The organism is Kitasatospora sp. NPDC057500 (assembly GCF_042802195.1).
Lineage (GTDB): Bacteria > Actinomycetota > Actinomycetes > Streptomycetales > Streptomycetaceae > Kitasatospora.
On sequence record NZ_JBHVER010000006.1, the window covers coordinates 1 to 16,104 of the forward strand.

Consider the following 16,104-nt stretch of genomic DNA (forward strand, 5'->3'; position numbering starts at 1 on the left):
GACCCACGTCCGGCGCCCCTGCGCCGCTCCCTGAACCGAAACCCCGCCGTCAGCTTCCCCGTACCGCACGACCGTTCGACCCTACTGGGCTAAGTTCGCATCAACAGGGCCCATCCACCACCGAGTCCGAACGGGGACGGACTGTTGCCCGACGACTTCAGGATCGACCTGGCCCGCATGCGCACGGTCTCCAGCCGGCTCGGCGAATGCGGCAACCGCACGAGTTCCGTCGCCAAACGGACCACCGGCCGCACGACGACGAAGCCCACGCCCCCTCTCCGCAGTGGCCTGACAGGGATCCCATGACCGACTACCGCTACGTCACCCTCCCGGTCTCGGGCGGCCAACTGGCCCGAGTGCCCGAGGCGGTCGAAGCGGCGGAACGGGCCAAGGCGCTCTACGGGGTCAATCTGCTGGACGACGAGGTGGCCCGTCAGGTGGTCACCGACCACCTGACGAACCGCCGACGCGTCGACCTGGAGTGGCACACGGAGGTCGGCGCGCTGCTCGTGCTGGGCGGGATCGTGGTGGCGGCCGTGATCGGCAGCTCACTCACCTCGCCGGTCCAGCCCAAGCAGGTGGCCGCCTTGGTGGCGGCGGTCCTCGCGGTTCCCGCGGGCATCGCGGTCTGGATCGTCGGCGCCGCAAAGGGGGCGAGGAAGCAACGGGACTCCGTCCACTTCACCACCTACACCGCGCTGCTGGCACGGGCCCGGGGGGCCGGTCTGGACATCCGGATCCCCGACGAGTGGTTCGACGCGGCCGACCCGACGCCGACACCCTCCCCGCACTCGTCGGCCTCCCGGGCGCCGGAGACGGCACCGGAGACGACGCCGGCCACGGTGGTACCGGACACCACATCGCGGCCGCCCGGTGCCGAAGGCCTGCTGGTCGTGCCCACAGGTGAATTCACCAGGAACCCGGCCCTGGTCCACGCGGCACTCGTCCTCGGCGCGGAGCACCACATCGACCTCCTGGACGGGCGGGCCGTGCAGATGATGCTGACCGCGCAACGCCGTGCTGTCCGGCGCTGGAGCGGCTGGGCGGGGCTCGCCATCCTGGCCGTGGTGGCGGCGGGAACCACGGCCGGCATCGGCGCGGCACTCGCCCCCGGCTCCCCGGACCGATCCTCGGTGTTCGCCGCGGCCGGAGCCCTGGCAGCCGTCGCCGTCCTCGCCACCGGACCGCTCCTGTTCCTGCTCCGCTCCTGGCGGCGGAGCGGAGTCCGAGCCCAGGCCGCGGCCTACCTGGACCTCCTGGTCGAGGCCCGTCGGCACGGCGTTCCCATTCCCCCGCCCCCCAGCTGGCTGGACACCCGCAACCGGCTCCGCAAGCCGTACTGACCGGTGCGATCCCGAGGCACCCGACTCCCCAAGACCCGACCACTGTGACAGGCAACCTTCCAGATCCGCTTCGTCGTGCCTCCGTCCTTCCACGACATACCCGTGCTCGGCACCGAGGAGGAGATCGCCGAGCAACTCTGGGAGCTCGTCTGCGAGGTGCTGGCCTCCGAGGGCGACGACGTACGCGCCCAGATCGACGGGTGCCGCTTCCGGACGAGCTCCAGTTGCTCTCACTCGAACTGAGCACGCCTTGTGCCGAGGACTGGGAGCTGTACTCGGAGGTCTTCGCGGGGATCGTCCGCAGCGTCCACCTGGAGTTCGCCGACCTCCCTCTGCCGGCCCGCGTGCCGGCCCCCGCACCCACCCCGTCCCCCGATGTCGAGGCGAAGGTGCGGGCCGCCTTCGGTTGAGCGGCAAGGGTAGCCTTACCGGGGTGAGCACCTGTGCGACGTTGTCGCGTGAACTGTCGGAGCCGCTGGCCGCCACGGCCGCGACGGCGACCACCTGGTTGCTGGTGGAGCAGAACGGGCCGTGGGGGGCCAAGGCGCTCGGGGAGAGTCATCTGGATCCGGCGGTCGGGCGGGCGCTGGACGGGGCGACGGCCGGGACCGGGGTGCGGGTGGCGCTGATCCGCCGGCCCGGGCGGCACGCGGACTGCCTGCCGACGGCGCGGCACGAGGTGGTCGTGGCGCACACGGTGCCGGCCCCCGGGCGCAGCTGGGTGCGCCGCCACGAGGTGTCGGCCCCGGCGGAGCTGCTGGCCCTCGACTTCGCGGCGCTGGGCGCCGGCGACCACGGCGGCCTCGGCGCGCCGCACGTCGGCGGCCCGATCGCCCTGGTGTGCACCAACGGCCGGCGGGACCGCTGCTGCGCCCTGCTGGGCCGCCCCCTCGCGGCCGACCTGGCCGCCGCCGGGCACAGCGAGGTCTGGGAGGTGACCCATCTGGGCGGCCACCGCTTCTCCCCCACCATGCTGGTGCTGCCGTACGGCTACGCGTACGGCCGGCTGACCGCCGAGTCCGCCAAGGAGGTGCTGGCGGCGACGGCGTCCGGCCACATGGTGCCGGAGTGGTCGCGCGGCTGTTCCGGCTGGGAGCGCCCCGGCCAGGCGGCCGACCACGCGGTGCGGCTGGCCACCGGCGAGACCGGGGCCGACGCGTTCACCGTGGCGCAGCACCCGGACGGCGCGGGCCGCTGGCGGGTCGAGGTCCGGCACGAGGACGGCCGGTGCTGGGAGGTCCGGGTGGTCGAGGGGGTCAGCGAGCCGCCCCGCCCGGAGAGTTGCGGCAAGGCGGCGGGTTCCCCGTCCCGGATGGAGGTCGCCTCCCTCCGGGAGCTGTGACGTGAAGTGCGACGACCCCCGGCGGATGCCCGCCGGGGGTCGTTCGTCACCGGGGTCGCTCAGACCGCCCCGGCCCCGGTCAGCGAGCGGACCTCCAGCTCGGCGTACCGGTCCGGGTCGGCCGGCTCGGGCGAGGTGAGGGTGCCGATCCAGCCGGCCAGGAAGCCGAGCGGGATGGAGACGACACCCGGGTTCTCCAGCGGGAACCAGTGGAAGTCCATCCCGGGGAACAGCGCGACCTTGGTGCCGGAGACCACCGGCGAGAAGGCCACCAGCACCACCGCCGGGATCAGTCCGCCGTACACCGACCAGACCGCGCCACGGGCGGTGAACCGCCGCCAGAACAGGCTGTAGAGCAGCACCGGCAGGTTGGCGGAGGCCGCGACGGCGAAGGCCAGGCCGACCAGGAAGGCGACGTTCAACTGCTGGGCGAAGAGGCTGAGCACGATCGCCACCGCACCGATCCCGACCGCCGCGATCCGCGCGACCAGCACCTCGTCGTGCTCGGCGACCGTCGGCGCGCCGTCGTTCCCCGTCCAGGCGTCCGCCTCGGCGCGCGCCCGCCGGGAGGCCGGCACCGCGGCCCTGCGCCCGCGCGCACCCCGGCCGTCGTGCGGGTCACGCGCACCGCGCGACCCGCGTGAACCGCGCGGCCGTCCCCGCCAGGCGCCCGCCCAGATGTCATGGGCGAACGCCGCCGAGGAGGCCAGGGTGAGCCCGGCGACCACGGCGAGGATGGTCGCGAAGGCGATCGCCGAGATCAGTGCGAACAGCACCACCCCGCCGGTCGAGCCGTTGCCGCCGCCGAGCACCAGGGCGAGCAGCGGAACGGCGGTGTTGCCGGCCGAGTTGGCCTGCCGGACCTCGGCCGAGCCGATCAGCGCGGTGGCGCCGAGGCCCAGCGCGATCGCCATCAGGTAGAAGCCGCCGACCAGTCCGATCGCCCACATCGTCGAACGGCGGGCGGCCCGCGCGGTGGGCACCGTGTAGAAGCGGGACAGGATGTGCGGCAGCCCGGCGGTGCCCAGCACCAGGGCCAGGCCCAGGCTGAAGAAGTCCAGCCGGCTGGTGAAGCTCTTGCCGTACTTCAGCCCGGGCTCCAGGTAGCGCTGCCCGGCGCCGCTGTGCTGGGCCGCCTGCCGCATCAGCTCGGCGACGTCCCCGTGGAAGCGGACCACCAGCAGCACGGTCAGCACCACCGAGCCCGCCACCAGCAGGAACGCCTTGACGATCTGGATCCAGGTGGTGGCCCGCATCCCGCCGATGGTGACGTAGACGATCATCAGACCGCCCACCGCCACGATCGTCCAGGTCCGGGCCTGGGCGCTGTTGGTGCCGAGCAGCAGGGCGACCAGGCTGCCCGCGCCGACCATCTGGGCGACCAGGTAGAACAGCGTGACGACCACGCTGGCGCCGCCGGCCGCCGCCCGGACCTTGCGCCGGCGCAACCGCAGCGCCAGCACGTCGGCCAGGGTGTACCGGCCGGCGTTGCGGACCAGTTCGGCCACCAGCATCAGCACCACCAGCCAGGCGACCAGGAAGCCGATGCTGTAGAGCACGCCGTCGTACCCGTACAGCGCGATCAGCCCGGCGACGCCGAGGAAGGAGGCGGCGGAGAGGTAGTCGCCGGAGAGCGCGAAACCGTTCTGCAGCGGTGTGAAGTCCCGGCCGCCGGCGTAGAAGTCCTCGGCGGCGCCGCCACCGCGGCGGCCGGCCCAGAAGGTGATCGCCAGGGTGACCAGGACGACGACGGCGAAGAGCACCACGGCCAGGCCGTGGTGGTCCCCGGTGGGGGCGACGGGGGGCGGGGTGGCGGTCCTCATCGCAGCTGGTCCTGGGTGTCCCAGCGCAACGACAGGGCGGCCCGGTCGCGCTTGGTGCGGGCGTTGCGGGCGTACAGCCAGGCCAGCAGGAAGGTGGTGGCGAACTGCAGCAGGCCGAGCAGCCAGGCGACGTTGACCGGGCCGGCGACCGGTCGGCGCATCAGCCCGGGGGCGGCCGCCTGGGCGGCCACGTAGAGCAGGTACCAGGCGAGGAAGACGCCGCTGACCGGGAAGACGAACGTCCGGTAGCTGTGGCGGATCCGCTGGAAGGCCGCGCTCCGCTGGACGGCCCGGTACACCTCGGTGCTGTCGACCTCGGGCACCTCCTCCGGCACGGTCCGGGACACCGGTGCGGGGGCCGGTACCGGCAGCGGTTCCGGCAGCGGCGCGGACGCCGGCACGGATGCCGCTGTGGGCACCGGAACCGGTGCCCACCAGTCCAGTTGCCCTCCCGGCTCCGGGTTTCTCGTCTGCTGTTGTGGCACGGCTGCTCCTGGGCCGGGGGGTTGTGACCCGAACCATGATGGGGTCGCCCGAACCCCCCAAACTCCCAACGCAGATACGTTCACTCGATGAGGTGATCGATCATCCGACAGACGCTCATCCGACTACTGCGGAGACCCGGTGATTCCGTTTCGGAAGGCGTACGCGACCGCTTGCGCCCGGTCCCGCACGCCGGTCTTGGCGAACAGGTTGTTGATGTGGGTCTTCACGGTGGCCGGGCCGACGTAGAGCCTGCGGGCGATCTCGGTGTTGGAGAGCCCCTGCGCGATCAGCCCCAGCACCTCCGTCTCCCGCACGGTCAGCCCGTCCGGCGGCTCCCCGCCCGGACGCGCCGACGGCGCCGGTGCCGCCACCGGTCCCGGCCCGGTCACCGCGGCCGGGGCCTCCCCCGCCAGCCGCTCCAGCAGCCTCAGCTGCACCTGCGGCGACAGCCCCGCCGCCCCCGACCTGACGTCCGCGATCGCCCGGGCGATCTCCTCGGCGCCCGCGTCCTTGGTGAGGTAGCCGCGCGCCCCGGCCCGCAGCGCCGGGAACAACGACTCGTCGTCGGCGTAGGTGGTGAGCACCACCACCTCGGTGCCCGGGTGCCCGGCGCGGATCCGCCGGGTCGCCTCGGCCCCGTCGCAGCGCGGCATCCGCAGGTCCATCAGCACCACGTCCGGCCGGTGCCGGGCGACCAGGGCCACGGCCTCCTCGCCGTCCGCCGCCGAGCCGACCACCTCGATCCCGGGCAGCAGCCCGAGCAGCATCACGATGCCCTCGCGCACCACCGTCTGGTCGTCCGCGACCAGCACCCTGGTGACCACCGGTTCCGTCATGCCGGCACCCGCAGCAGCACGCGCCACCCTCCCTCGTGGGGGCCCGCCAGCAGGGTGCCGCCGAGCAGTTCCGCGCGTTCGCGCATCCCCAGCAGACCGTACCCGCCGCCGCTGGCCGCCAGCGCGCCGGGCGCTTCGGCCCGTGCCGCGCGCTGGTCCCGAACCACCAGCTCCACTTCGTCCGCCAGGTACCGCAGTTCGACCGCACAGCGTGCGCCGGGGGCGTGCTTGCGCACATTGGTCAGTGCCTCCTGCGCCGTGCGCCGGACGGCGAGCCCCGCCTCGGCGGCCAGCGGACGCGGCGTCCCGACCACCCCGAACGCCGCGCGCTCCCGCCCGGTCAGCTCCACCAGGTACTCGCCGACCGGGGTGAACTCGCCGCGCAGCGCGGACAGCGCCTGCCGGGTCTCGGCCAGCCCGTCCTGCGCCATCCGCCGGGCGGCCACCACCCGCTCGCGGATCCGCTCCCGGTCGGTGCCGGAGTCCAGCATCAGCCGGGCCGCCTCCAGGTGGACCAGCTGCGCGGAGAGGCTGTGCGCCAGCACGTCGTGGATCTCCCGGGCGATCCTGGCCCGTTCGGCGAGCGCGGCGCTCTCCGCCTCGGCGGCCCGGGCGGCCCGTTCCTGGGCGAGCAGCCGCCGCGCGGTACCTCGGGCCTCGACGTCCATCCGCAGCAGGTAGCCGAGCAGCAGCAGGCCTCCGACGGTCGCCGTGATGCTGAGCGCGCTCGCCCAGCTCACCGCGGCATAGGAGCCGAGCGCGCCCCCGGCGACGAGCAGCGCCGGCCCGGCCGGCAGGCGGATCAGCGAGGTGACCGCCAGCCCGTACCAGAGCACGTCGGCGAGCAGGTAGGCGTGCCCCCAGTCGGCCAGCCACGCTGCCGCGAACACCCCGCCGGCCAGCGCGTACGCCCGGACCGCCCGCTGCCGCCAGCTGGCCCGCAGATAGCCGGCGGCGAGGGCGACCGCCGCACCCAGCCCCGCCGCCGCGACCACCGCGGCCCAGCCGGTGTACCTGCCGCCGGAGAACGTCCCCCAGCAGACGCTGACCAGCACGACGATCCGGCTGAGCCCGGTGAGGATCCGCCGCGGCCGGCTCTCGGCCTCGTATTGCAGCCCCTCGCGGGACGGCCAGCGGGTCCAGTACCCCTCGGCCAAAACGTTCCTCCTGGCGAGCTCACGACGACGGAAGCGAAGACGGAAACGACGGCGAGAACGAGGGCGGGAACGACGGCGGTGCCGCACCGACGGCCACGGAAACGGCCACGGCGGTCAGCACGGCACGGCGGCCCGACCCGGCGGCTCCAGGGCCCGCGCCCGCCAGTTCACCACGCCCGTGCGGACCAGCAGCAGGACCGCCAGGCCGAGCAGCAGCGAACTGCCCGACTGGCGCAGGTTCAGGGCCTCGCCGATCCCGAACAGACCGAACCGGATCGCGACCAGCCCGCCCCAGGCAGCCGCCGTCGCCCTGGTGCCCCGGGTCCAGAGCGTTCCGTCCGACTCCCGCCAGATCCGGACGGTCCAGCCCCAGACCGAGCCCGCCGCCAGCACCGCGAGCAGCCCCGCGCCGACCAGGGCGGCGGACCAGGCGGTGTCCCGGCGGTCGAGCAACTGCGGGTCGCGCAGCGCGACCACGCCGAGGAGCAGCGGCAGCAGCCAGGAGCGGCCTTCGGAGTCCAGGCGCCGGGCGCACATCTGACGCCGGAGCACCAGCACCGTCACCGCGACCACCAGGGCGGCGTTTGCCAGGACAGGCATCGGGTTTCTCCGTCCGACGGGAGGCTCTGATCGACCTCTCCGACGCTACGGATCCGGCGCCCCGGGCTGATCGGCGCCGGGGTGGACGCCGGGTGGAACCGACGGCGCGAGGGCCCTCCACCCGCGGGTGGAGGGCCCTCGTCGCGCGGCGAACGGCTCAGGCGTCGATGCGCGAGCGGTCCAGGGTGGCCGCCGAGTCCACGATGAACTCCTTGCGCGGCGCCACGTCATTGCCCATCAGCAGGTCGAAGACCTTCTCGGCCTGCTCCAGGTCGCCCAGGTTGATCCGGCGCAGCGTGCGGTGGCGCGGGTCCATGGTGGTCTCGGCCAGCTGGTCGGCGTCCATCTCGCCCAGACCCTTGTACCGCTGGACCGGGTCCTTCCAGCGCAGGCCCTTGCGCTGGAACTCCAGCAGCGTGGAGCGCAGCTCGGCGTCCGAGTAGGTGTAGTGGTACTTCTCCTGCCCGCGCTTGGGGTTGGTGAGCTCGATCCGGTGCAGCGGCGGCACGGCCGCGAACACCCGGCCCTGCTCGACCATCGGCCGCATGTAGCGCTGGAACAGCGTCAGCAGCAGGCACCGGATGTGCGAGCCGTCGACGTCGGCGTCGGCCATGAAGATGACCCGGCCGTAGCGGGCCTGGTCGATGTCGAAGGTGCGGCCCGAGCCGGCCCCTATCACCTGGATGATCGCCGCGCACTCGGCGTTCTTGAGCATGTCGCTCACGGACGCCTTCTGGACGTTGAGGATCTTGCCGCGGATCGGGAGCAGGGCCTGGAACTCGGAGTTGCGGGCCAGCTTGGCGGTGCCGAGCGCGGAGTCGCCCTCGACGATGAAGAGTTCGCTGCGCTCGACGTCGTCGCTGCGGCAGTCGGCCAGCTTGGCCGGCAGCGAGCTGGTCTCCAGCGCGGTCTTCCGGCGCTGGGCCTCCTTGTGCTGGCGGGCGGCGACCCGGGTGCGGGCGGCGGCCACCACCTTCTCCAGCACCGCCCGGGCCTGGACCTTCTCGTCCTTCTTGCCGGAGGTGAGGAAGGCCTTGAGCTCCTTGGCGACGACGGCCGCGACGATCCGGTTGGCCGCCGAGGTGCCGAGCACCTCCTTGGTCTGCCCCTCGAACTGCGGCTCGGCGAGCCGGACGGTGACCACGGCGGTGAGGCCCTCGGTGGCGTCGTCCTTGGTGATGTCGTCCTCGGCGACGCGCAGCAGCTTGCCCGCGCGCAGCGCCTCGTTGACGGTCTTGGCCAGCGAGCGCTCGAAGCCGGTGACGTGGGTGCCGCCCTTGGGGGTGGCGATGATGTTGACGAAGGAGCGCAGCGTGGTGTCGTAACCGGCGCCCCAGCGCAGCGCGATGTCCACCCCGAGGTGCCGGGTGACCTCGGTGGGCGTCATGTGCCCGAGGTCGTCCAGGACCGGCACGGTCTCCTTGAAGGTGCCCTCGCCGTGCAGCCGCAGCACGTCGCAGATCGGCTTGTCGGGCGCCAGGAACTCGCAGAACTCGGCGATGCCGCCGTCGTAGCGGAAGGTGCTCTCCTCGACCCGGTCGCTCTCGGTGAGCCGCTCGTCGCGCACGACGATGGTCAGGCCGGGCACCAGGAAGGCGGTCTGCCGGGCCCGGGCGTGCAGGTTCTCCAGGGAGAGCCGGGCGTCCTTGAGGAAGATCTGCCGGTCGGCCCAGTACCTGATCCGGGTGCCGGTGCGGGTCCTGGGCACCTTGCGGACCTTGGCCAGGCCGTTGGCCGGCTCGAACGGCGCGTCCGGGCTGGTCTCGGTGAAGATGCCGGGGGTGCCGCGGCGGAAGCTGATCGCGTGGGTGTGGCCGCCGCGGTCGACCTCGACGTCCAGGCGGGCGGAGAGCGCGTTGACGACGGAGGCGCCGACGCCGTGCAGACCGCCGGAGGCCGCGTACGAGCCGCCGCCGAACTTGCCGCCGGCGTGCAGCTTGGTCATCACGACCTCGACGCCGGACAGCCCGGTCTTCGGCTCGACGTCCACCGGGATGCCGCGCCCGTTGTCGCGGACCTCGACCGAGGCGTCGTCGTGCAGCACCACCTCGATCCGGTCGCAGTAGCCGCCCAGCGCCTCGTCGACGGAGTTGTCGATGATCTCCCAGAGGCAGTGCATGAGGCCGCGGCTGTCGGTCGAGCCGATGTACATGCCGGGGCGCTTGCGGACCGCCTCCAGCCCCTCCAGGACGAGCAGGTGCCGAGCGGTGTAGTTGGAACCGTCGTCGCCGGCCAGCAGAGCGGACGGCACGGTCGTTTCGGCACTCACGCGGCACTCTCCTCGGTCAAGTTCTGTCTCATCGGTCACATCCGGACGTGTCCGGAACGCCCGCCAGTGCAGCACGCCGCACCGACAGCCGTTTCCCCTGTGTGTGCGCACCCTTCCGCTGGGTGCACAGCACGGCGGGCCGGTCCCGCGCAGCTTGTACGCGCTGCGCGAACAAGGGTCGTGCCGGATTCGGGGCGCCGGGGCCCCATCTCCTCCCGGTACCACCGTTCCTGGCGGACCGTGGGACCGCTCGCAGGCTCCGGAACTGCCGTTATGCAGGCTACCGGGGCCCGGGACGGGGCTTATGCTCCAACCCAGCAGAGGATTATGCTACGCGGACTCTCACATCCGGTTCCGATCGGGCGTTCGAGCGACAGGCGGATCCTGGGATTCGGTACGCATGAACCACCGGCCCCCGGGGCACGTCCTCATCAACACAGCAGAATCCTCAGAGAAGAAAAGCCACGAGCGGGAACGTTTTCGGCCTGGTTGGATGTTCACCCTGGTACGACAGCTCGTCGAGCTAGAGAAGAGGCGACGTGACTACTGTTCTGACACCTGCGAGCCCGCTCACCGCGGCTGACCGCTGCGACCGCTGCGGCGCCCAGGCTTACCTGCGCGTCGTACTCGCCAGCGGCGGAGAGCTGCTCTTCTGCGCCCACCACGGCCGGAAGTTCGAGCCGGAGCTCAAGAAGATCGCCGTGGAGATACAGGACGAGAGCGGCCGCCTGGGCAGCACGTCCGCCACGGCCAACGACGACGAGCGCTGATTCCGGGCGCCCCAACAGGCCCAGCGTCGAGCTGTGTGTCCGGCCGCGCACCGCGCGTGACCGGGTGAGCCGGGTGACCGCCCCTGCGGGGGCAGGTCGCCCGGCTTCGTCGTTCCCGGACCGAACCCGGCCGGGCCGAGCGGCCGGCGGCCGACACCGGGTGCCCGTCCGGCTACAGGACGGCGCGCACCGCGTCGGAGACCGAGGCGATCCGGGTGTAGACGCCCGGGTGGCCCGCCTCGGCGCAACCCGTTCCCCAGGAGACCAGCCCGGCGAGCCGCCCGGCGACCACCAGCGGCCCTCCGCTGTCCCCCTGGCAGGCGTCCTTGCCGCCCTGCTGCTCACCCGCGCACACCATGCCCCGGGCGTCGAAGCGCCCGTCCGGGCCGCCCGGGTACGCCTGGGCACAGGTCTGGTCGGGGATGACCGGCACGTCCACGCCGCGCAGTGCGGGCGAGTAGTCGCCGCGCCCCGTGGTGTCACCCCAGCCGTACACCTGCGCCCGGTTGCCCGGCCGGTACGGCTCGGTCTCGCCCTGGCCGACCAGGTCGATCACCGGCCGGCTCCCCTGCGACTCGCCGAGGGTGACCACCGCGACGTCGTTCATGTTGGTGCTGAAGGAGTAGGCGGGGTGGACCCAGACGCCGCGCACCGCCACCTCGCGCCCGGCCGAGCCGCGCAGGTCGTCCCGGCCGACCACCACCCGCAGACCGGGCCGGTCCACCGGGCGTCCGCCGGCCTCGTCGTAGAAGCAGTGCGCCGCGGTCACCACCTTGGTCGGGGTGACCAGCGCTCCCCCGCAGAACTGCCCCGAGCGGCCCGAGCCGAACTGCTGGCGGCTGGCCAGGGCGACCACCCACGGGTGGTCGCCCGTGCTCACCGTCCCGCCGCCGACGATCCGGCCCTGCGGCCGGGCCTGGGCGGCCGGGACCGCCGGACCGAGGGCCAGCAGCGGCGCGGGCAGCGCGGCCAGCAGCGCCACGGCGGCGGCCCGGCGCCGCCGGGACACCGGGCGGACGGCCCCGGGGGCGGCGACGGGTGCGGCGGCGGGCGCGGGGGTCGGCAGGTCGGCGCGGGTGGGCGACACCGTGTCTCCAGATGGCTCGGCAGCAGGCAACCGGCACAGCGTAGGTGAACGGCTACGATCCGCGACCGCTCACCGCCGCGCCGCCACCCGGAAGAGCGACACCGGCCACCCGGACGGTGACGTCCACCGGCTCCGAACGGCCGGAAGGCCCGGAGCACGGGGCTCCGGGCCTTCCGATCGGTACCGGCGGGCCGGCACCGGGGATCAGTCCAGGTAGTCGCGCAGCACCTGGGAGCGCGACGGGTGGCGCAGCTTGGACATGGTCTTCGACTCGATCTGGCGGATGCGCTCACGGGTGACCCCGTACACCTTGCCGATCTCGTCCAGCGTCTTCGGCTGACCGTCCGTCAGGCCGAAGCGCATCGACACCACGCCCGCCTCGCGCTCGGACAGGGTGTCCAGCACCGAGTGCAGCTGCTCCTGGAGCAGGGTGAAGGAGACCGCGTCGGCCGGGACGACCGCCTCGGAGTCCTCGATGAGGTCACCGAACTCGCTGTCGCCGTCCTCGCCCAGCGGGGTGTGCAGCGAGATGGGCTCGCGGCCGTACTTCTGGACCTCGATGACCTTCTCCGGGGTCATGTCGAGTTCCTTGGCCAGCTCCTCCGGGGTGGGCTCGCGGCCCAGGTCCTGAAGCATCTGGCGCTGCACGCGGGCCAGCTTGTTGATGACCTCGACCATGTGCACCGGGATGCGGATGGTGCGGGCCTGGTCGGCCATCGCGCGGGTGATCGCCTGGCGGATCCACCAGGTCGCGTAGGTCGAGAACTTGTAGCCCTTGGTGTAGTCGAACTTCTCGACCGCACGGATCAGACCGAGGTTGCCCTCCTGGATCAGGTCCAGGAAGAGCATGCCGCGGCCGGTGTAGCGCTTGGCCAGCGAGACGACCAGGCGGAGGTTGGCCTCCAGCAGGTGGTTCTTGGCGCGGCGGCCGTCCTCGGCGATGATCTCCAGCTCGCGCTTGAGCTTGGGGGCGAGCTTGTCGGCGGCCGAGAGCTTGTCCTCGGCGAACAGGCCGGCCTCGATCCGCTTGGCGAGCTCGACCTCCTGCTCGGCGTTGAGCAGCGGGACCTTGCCGATCTGCTTCAGGTAGTCCTTGACCGGGTCGGCGGTGGCACCGGCGACGGCCACCTGCTGGGCCGGCGCGTCGTCCTCGTCGTCGTCGGAGAGGACGAAGCCCTCCGACTCCTCCTCGGGGGCGTCGCCCTCGGTACCGGGCTTGTCGCCCGGCAGGGCCACCTCTTCGAGCAGCTCCTCCTCGCCGAGCAGCTCCTCGTCGCCCTTGGCCGTCTTGCCGGCCGCGGTCTTCTTGGCGGCGGCCTTCTTCGCCGGCGCGGCGGTCTTCTTGGCGGCGGCCTTCTTGGCCGGGGCGGCCTTCTTCGCCGGAGCCGCCTTCACCTCGGCGGCGGCCGGAGCCGTCGCCTCGGCGGTGATCTCGGCGGACACCGTGCTGACCGGCGCGGCGGCGGCCGCGACGGCCGGGGTGGAGATGGTCGCACCGGGCGCGATGCGCACGGGCGGCTTGGTCGGGGCCGACGGCGCGGCCGGGGTCCGGGTGGTGACCGCCTTGGTCGCCGTGCGCTTGGCGGGGCTCTTGGCGGCAACGCTCTTGCGCTTGGCGCCGGCCGGTTCGGCCGCGCTGACCATGAGATCCACCCCCTCCTCAATCAGCACCTGGTTGAGGCTGCGCATGACGTTCTTCCACTTGGTGACCGGGATCTGGTCCGCCTCGAACGCCTGGCGCACGTCGTCACCGGCGATCTGCCCCTGGGCCTTGCCCCGCTCGATGAGCGCCAGCAGAGCCGCGGACTCGGCGATCTCGGGGGGAAGCGAACGGGATGTGCTGGCCGACACGAACAACCTCTCGGACGATGAGTGGACTCGAACCCGTACCGGCCGCCCGAGCGGGCGGGGAAGGAGATCGCGCGTCGGGCACGCGGTGTCGATTCCGACCGACTCGGGCTTGAGGACTGGGTTTGCAGGACGGCAGCAGCGCCGCGGACCAACACAGCATTCTGACATGTTGGGGTATTCCGGAGCTGCTTCCGCTCAGGACACATCGCTGCTACTCGTCAAGTGTTACGCATGGCCTTCGTGTCGCGGGTCACACCGGACGGCGGCCGCGGCCCGGGGCCGGCTTCCATCATCCCCCACCCGCGCCGAAGTCGTTCACCATGAACACGACATTCCGAGCCGCGGTCCGCTGGGCGCTCGGGCCCGTCCGGTGCGCTCGGGTCCGCTCCGGTGCGCATCCGCGGGGAAGGGCGCCCGGCCCCGGACACGCGGAGGCCCCCCGGCTGCACCGTGGCGGCAGCCGGAGGGCCCGGGTCGCGGAGGAGGCGGCGGAAGGCCGCGGGACGGTCTCGGTCGGACGGATCATGACGGGGCGGTCCGTGGACGGGTCGCGGGGCGGGGGCTGCGGCGCCCGGTCGCCGAACGGCCCGCTCAGTGCTCCCGGGGAGCCGGGACGGAGGGCTCGATCTCGGGGTGGACGGTGAGCAGCGCCCGCATCGCGGTCTCGGCGGCGGTGCCGTCGCCGGTGCCGAGCGCGTCCACCAGCCGGGCGTGCAGTCCGACCGAGGGCTCCGAGGGCCGCTCGCAGGAGGTGGCCGGACCGCCGGACACCTGGAGCGCGCAGGCGACGATCCCGGAGAGGTGCTCCAGCATCCGGTTGCCCGCGAGCTGGAGGACCAGGCCGTGCAGCTCGGCGTCGGCCCGGGCGTAGGTGGCGAGGTCCGCCTGGGCGCAGGCGTGCCCCAGGATCTCGACCAGCTCGGCCAGCCGCTGCTGGACGTCCTCCCGGCCGTGGCCGGCGGCCAGCCGGGAGGCCAGCGGCTCGATCGCCCACCGCAGCTCGAACAGCTCCCGGCGCTGCTCGTCGCGCTGCGGACCGAAGGCGCGCCACTCGATGATGTCCGGGTCCAGCAGGTTCCAGTCGCTGACCGGACGGACCCGGGTGCCGACGTTGGGGCGGGCGCTGACCAGGCCCTTGGCCTCCAGCACCCGCAGCGACTCGCGGACGACCGTGCGGGAGACCTCGAAGCGCTGGCCGATCTCCTCGGGGACCAGCGGCCGGTCGGCGCCGAGGTCGCCGGAGACGATCATCTGGCCGAGCTGCTGGACGAGCTGGCCGTGCAGGCCGCGGCCGCGGCTGCTGGTGGTCTTGCGGCCGACCCGGGCGAGGTCCGACTCGGCGCCCTCCCAGCGGGGCGCCGGCGGGGTGGGCCGGTCGGCGTAGGCGAAGCGGTCCAGGTCGGCGGGGCCGGGGATGGCCCCGTCGGCGGAACGGGCGGGGGTCATGGTGGGGTGCGCAAGGGTGTTCACAGCTCCTTTGTCGGCGATCGGCGGGCGCAGCTTGAGAATTCTCGTGAAAAGCACACGAAAGGGTGATCGCCCGTGACTGGATAATTGACTTCTTATCAGGGCGAAGCTCGCATTACGGTCACCCTTGGTCGATCTTGACGAACCGCCCCCGCCGGGCCGGGGCTCACAGCGCCCGGCGTCTGACCTGCACCGCCAGGGTGACCAGCAGCAACACCAGGGCCGGAGCCGCCAGCGCGGCCAGCAGCGCCGGATCGGTCAGCATCGAGCCGCTCTCCGCAACCCGGCGGTCCCCGCCGTACACCCATCCGTACGCCCACTCCACCCCGGACCGGAACGGCAGCAGCTCCGCCGCCCGGGCCGGCCAGGCCGTGCCGGTCCCCCGCAGCAGCAGCACCACCCCGGACTCCAGCAGCGGCGGCAGCGCGCAGAGCAGCAGCACCCCGGCGACCGCACTGCGGGTCAGCGCGGCGGTCAGCACCCCGGTACAGCCCGCCGCGACCACCAGCAGGACGAACGCCAGCAGTGCGGCCGGCGCGCCGTGCCCGGCCCCCAGGGCCAGCGGCGCCAGCGCGTCCGGCAGCTCCCCGGGCCCGCCCAGGCCGGTGGCGGCCAGCACCCGCGCGACCCGCCCGGACAGCTCGGACGGGTCCGCCCAGGCCGCGACCGTCACCCCGGCGGGCAGCGCGAGGTGCACGGTCACCGCGTCGACCAGCAGGGTCACCAGAGCCAGCAGCGCCCCGGCCGCACCGGTCACCAGCAGCTTGCCCGCCAGCAGCCGCACCCGGCGCGGATAGCCCACCTGCGAGGCAGCCAGCCCCGGGTGCCGCACCTCGTGCGCGTACGACAGCGCGCCCAGCACCCCGGCGCCCAGGGCCGCGAACGGCAGCGGCACCAGCGGCACCGCCGCCGTCAGCAGCCGCACCGCCGCCGGTCCGCCCAGGGCACCGCCGGCCGATTGCGCCGCCAGCACACCGGCGGCCACGGCATCGCCGAGCACCACCAGGCCGAGCAGCAGCCAGGTCGAACGCAGGCCGCGCATCCGGCGCAGCTCATAGGCCAGGACTCGCACG

The 16,104-nt window shown here is 73.3% G+C and carries 15 protein-coding genes; 5 read left to right on the top strand and 10 right to left on the bottom strand.

Annotation, left to right across the window (positions count from 1 at the left end; translation table 11 throughout):
• The first annotated feature begins 302 nt into the window (after positions 1-302).
• From ACFU74_RS02430 to ACFU74_RS02445, 4 genes are all read left to right on the top strand, one after another.
• A complete protein-coding gene (locus ACFU74_RS02430; RefSeq protein ID WP_380750507.1) occupies positions 303-1,343 on the top strand; it encodes a hypothetical protein in 1,041 nt (346 codons plus the stop codon).
• Positions 1,344-1,418: 75 nt separating this feature from the next.
• Positions 1,419-1,586 (top strand): hypothetical protein, encoded by a 168-nt coding sequence (locus tag ACFU74_RS02435; protein ID WP_380750510.1) that lies wholly within the window; start codon positions 1,419-1,421, stop codon positions 1,584-1,586.
• The gene (locus ACFU74_RS02440) at positions 1,568-1,753 is read left to right on the top strand and encodes a hypothetical protein (protein WP_380750513.1); all 186 of its coding nucleotides are present in this window, start codon (positions 1,568-1,570) and stop codon (positions 1,751-1,753) included. The genes ACFU74_RS02435 and ACFU74_RS02440 overlap by 19 nt, the downstream gene beginning before the upstream one ends.
• 23 nt (positions 1,754-1,776) lie before the next feature.
• The gene (locus tag ACFU74_RS02445; protein WP_380750516.1) at positions 1,777-2,685 is read left to right on the top strand and encodes a sucrase ferredoxin; all 909 of its coding nucleotides are present in this window, start codon (positions 1,777-1,779) and stop codon (positions 2,683-2,685) included.
• Positions 2,686-2,744: 59 nt separating this feature from the next.
• On the opposite strand, the gene ACFU74_RS02450 is transcribed toward ACFU74_RS02445, so the two are convergent.
• From ACFU74_RS02450 to ACFU74_RS02475, 6 genes are all read right to left on the bottom strand, one after another.
• The gene (locus ACFU74_RS02450) at positions 2,745-4,508 is read right to left on the bottom strand and encodes a cation acetate symporter (protein ID WP_380750519.1); all 1,764 of its coding nucleotides are present in this window, start codon (positions 4,506-4,508) and stop codon (positions 2,745-2,747) included.
• A complete protein-coding gene (locus ACFU74_RS02455) occupies positions 4,505-4,909 on the bottom strand; it encodes a DUF485 domain-containing protein (RefSeq protein WP_380750522.1) in 405 nt (134 codons plus the stop codon). The genes ACFU74_RS02450 and ACFU74_RS02455 overlap by 4 nt, the downstream gene beginning before the upstream one ends.
• A gap of 207 nt (positions 4,910-5,116) precedes the next feature.
• Positions 5,117-5,830 (bottom strand): response regulator, encoded by a 714-nt coding sequence (locus tag ACFU74_RS02460; protein WP_380750524.1) that lies wholly within the window; start codon positions 5,828-5,830, stop codon positions 5,117-5,119.
• The gene (locus tag ACFU74_RS02465) at positions 5,827-6,987 is read right to left on the bottom strand and encodes a sensor histidine kinase (RefSeq protein WP_380750527.1); all 1,161 of its coding nucleotides are present in this window, start codon (positions 6,985-6,987) and stop codon (positions 5,827-5,829) included. Before ACFU74_RS02465 ends, ACFU74_RS02460 begins: the two co-directional genes overlap by 4 nt.
• Before the next feature lie 114 nt (positions 6,988-7,101).
• Positions 7,102-7,587: a DUF1453 domain-containing protein gene (locus ACFU74_RS02470; protein ID WP_380750529.1), complete on the bottom strand. Its 486-nt coding sequence runs from the start codon at positions 7,585-7,587 to the stop codon at positions 7,102-7,104.
• Between the two features lie 157 nt (positions 7,588-7,744).
• Entirely contained in the window at positions 7,745-9,856 is a 2,112-nt protein-coding gene (locus ACFU74_RS02475; RefSeq protein ID WP_380750531.1) for a type IIA DNA topoisomerase subunit B, read from the bottom strand.
• A gap of 539 nt (positions 9,857-10,395) precedes the next feature.
• On the opposite strand from ACFU74_RS02475, the gene ACFU74_RS02480 reads away from it, so the two are divergent.
• The gene (locus ACFU74_RS02480) at positions 10,396-10,626 is read left to right on the top strand and encodes a hypothetical protein (protein ID WP_380623529.1); all 231 of its coding nucleotides are present in this window, start codon (positions 10,396-10,398) and stop codon (positions 10,624-10,626) included.
• Between the two features lie 172 nt (positions 10,627-10,798).
• Here the strand turns inward: ACFU74_RS02480 and ACFU74_RS02485 are convergent, their stop codons facing one another.
• The 4 genes from ACFU74_RS02485 to ACFU74_RS02500 all read right to left on the bottom strand — a co-directional run bounded on the left by ACFU74_RS02485 (position 10,799) and on the right by ACFU74_RS02500 (position 16,103).
• The gene (locus ACFU74_RS02485; protein WP_380750692.1) at positions 10,799-11,635 is read right to left on the bottom strand and encodes a S1 family peptidase; all 837 of its coding nucleotides are present in this window, start codon (positions 11,633-11,635) and stop codon (positions 10,799-10,801) included.
• A gap of 282 nt (positions 11,636-11,917) precedes the next feature.
• Positions 11,918-13,570, bottom strand: coding sequence for an RNA polymerase sigma factor (locus ACFU74_RS02490; protein ID WP_380750534.1), 1,653 nt, complete (start codon positions 13,568-13,570; stop codon positions 11,918-11,920).
• Positions 13,571-14,155: 585 nt separating this feature from the next.
• Complete coding sequence (locus tag ACFU74_RS02495) at positions 14,156-15,034, bottom strand: FadR/GntR family transcriptional regulator (RefSeq protein ID WP_380750537.1); 879 nt, start codon at positions 15,032-15,034, stop codon at positions 14,156-14,158.
• 163 nt (positions 15,035-15,197) lie between these two features.
• On the bottom strand, positions 15,198-16,103 hold the full coding sequence (locus tag ACFU74_RS02500) for a hypothetical protein (RefSeq protein WP_380750540.1): 906 nt from the start codon (positions 16,101-16,103) through the stop codon (positions 15,198-15,200).
• Position 16,104: the final 1 nt, after the last annotated feature.

Excerpts from the sequence above, each read along its gene's own strand:
- ACFU74_RS02430 (WP_380750507.1), top strand. The coding sequence starts at position 303 with ATGACCGACTACCGCTACGTCACCCTCCCGGTCTCGGGCGGCCAACTG.
- ACFU74_RS02450 (WP_380750519.1), bottom strand. The coding sequence starts at position 4,508 with ATGAGGACCGCCACCCCGCCCCCCGTCGCCCCCACCGGGGACCACCAC.
- ACFU74_RS02460 (WP_380750524.1), bottom strand. The coding sequence starts at position 5,830 with ATGACGGAACCGGTGGTCACCAGGGTGCTGGTCGCGGACGACCAGACG.
- ACFU74_RS02470 (WP_380750529.1), bottom strand. The coding sequence starts at position 7,587 with ATGCCTGTCCTGGCAAACGCCGCCCTGGTGGTCGCGGTGACGGTGCTG.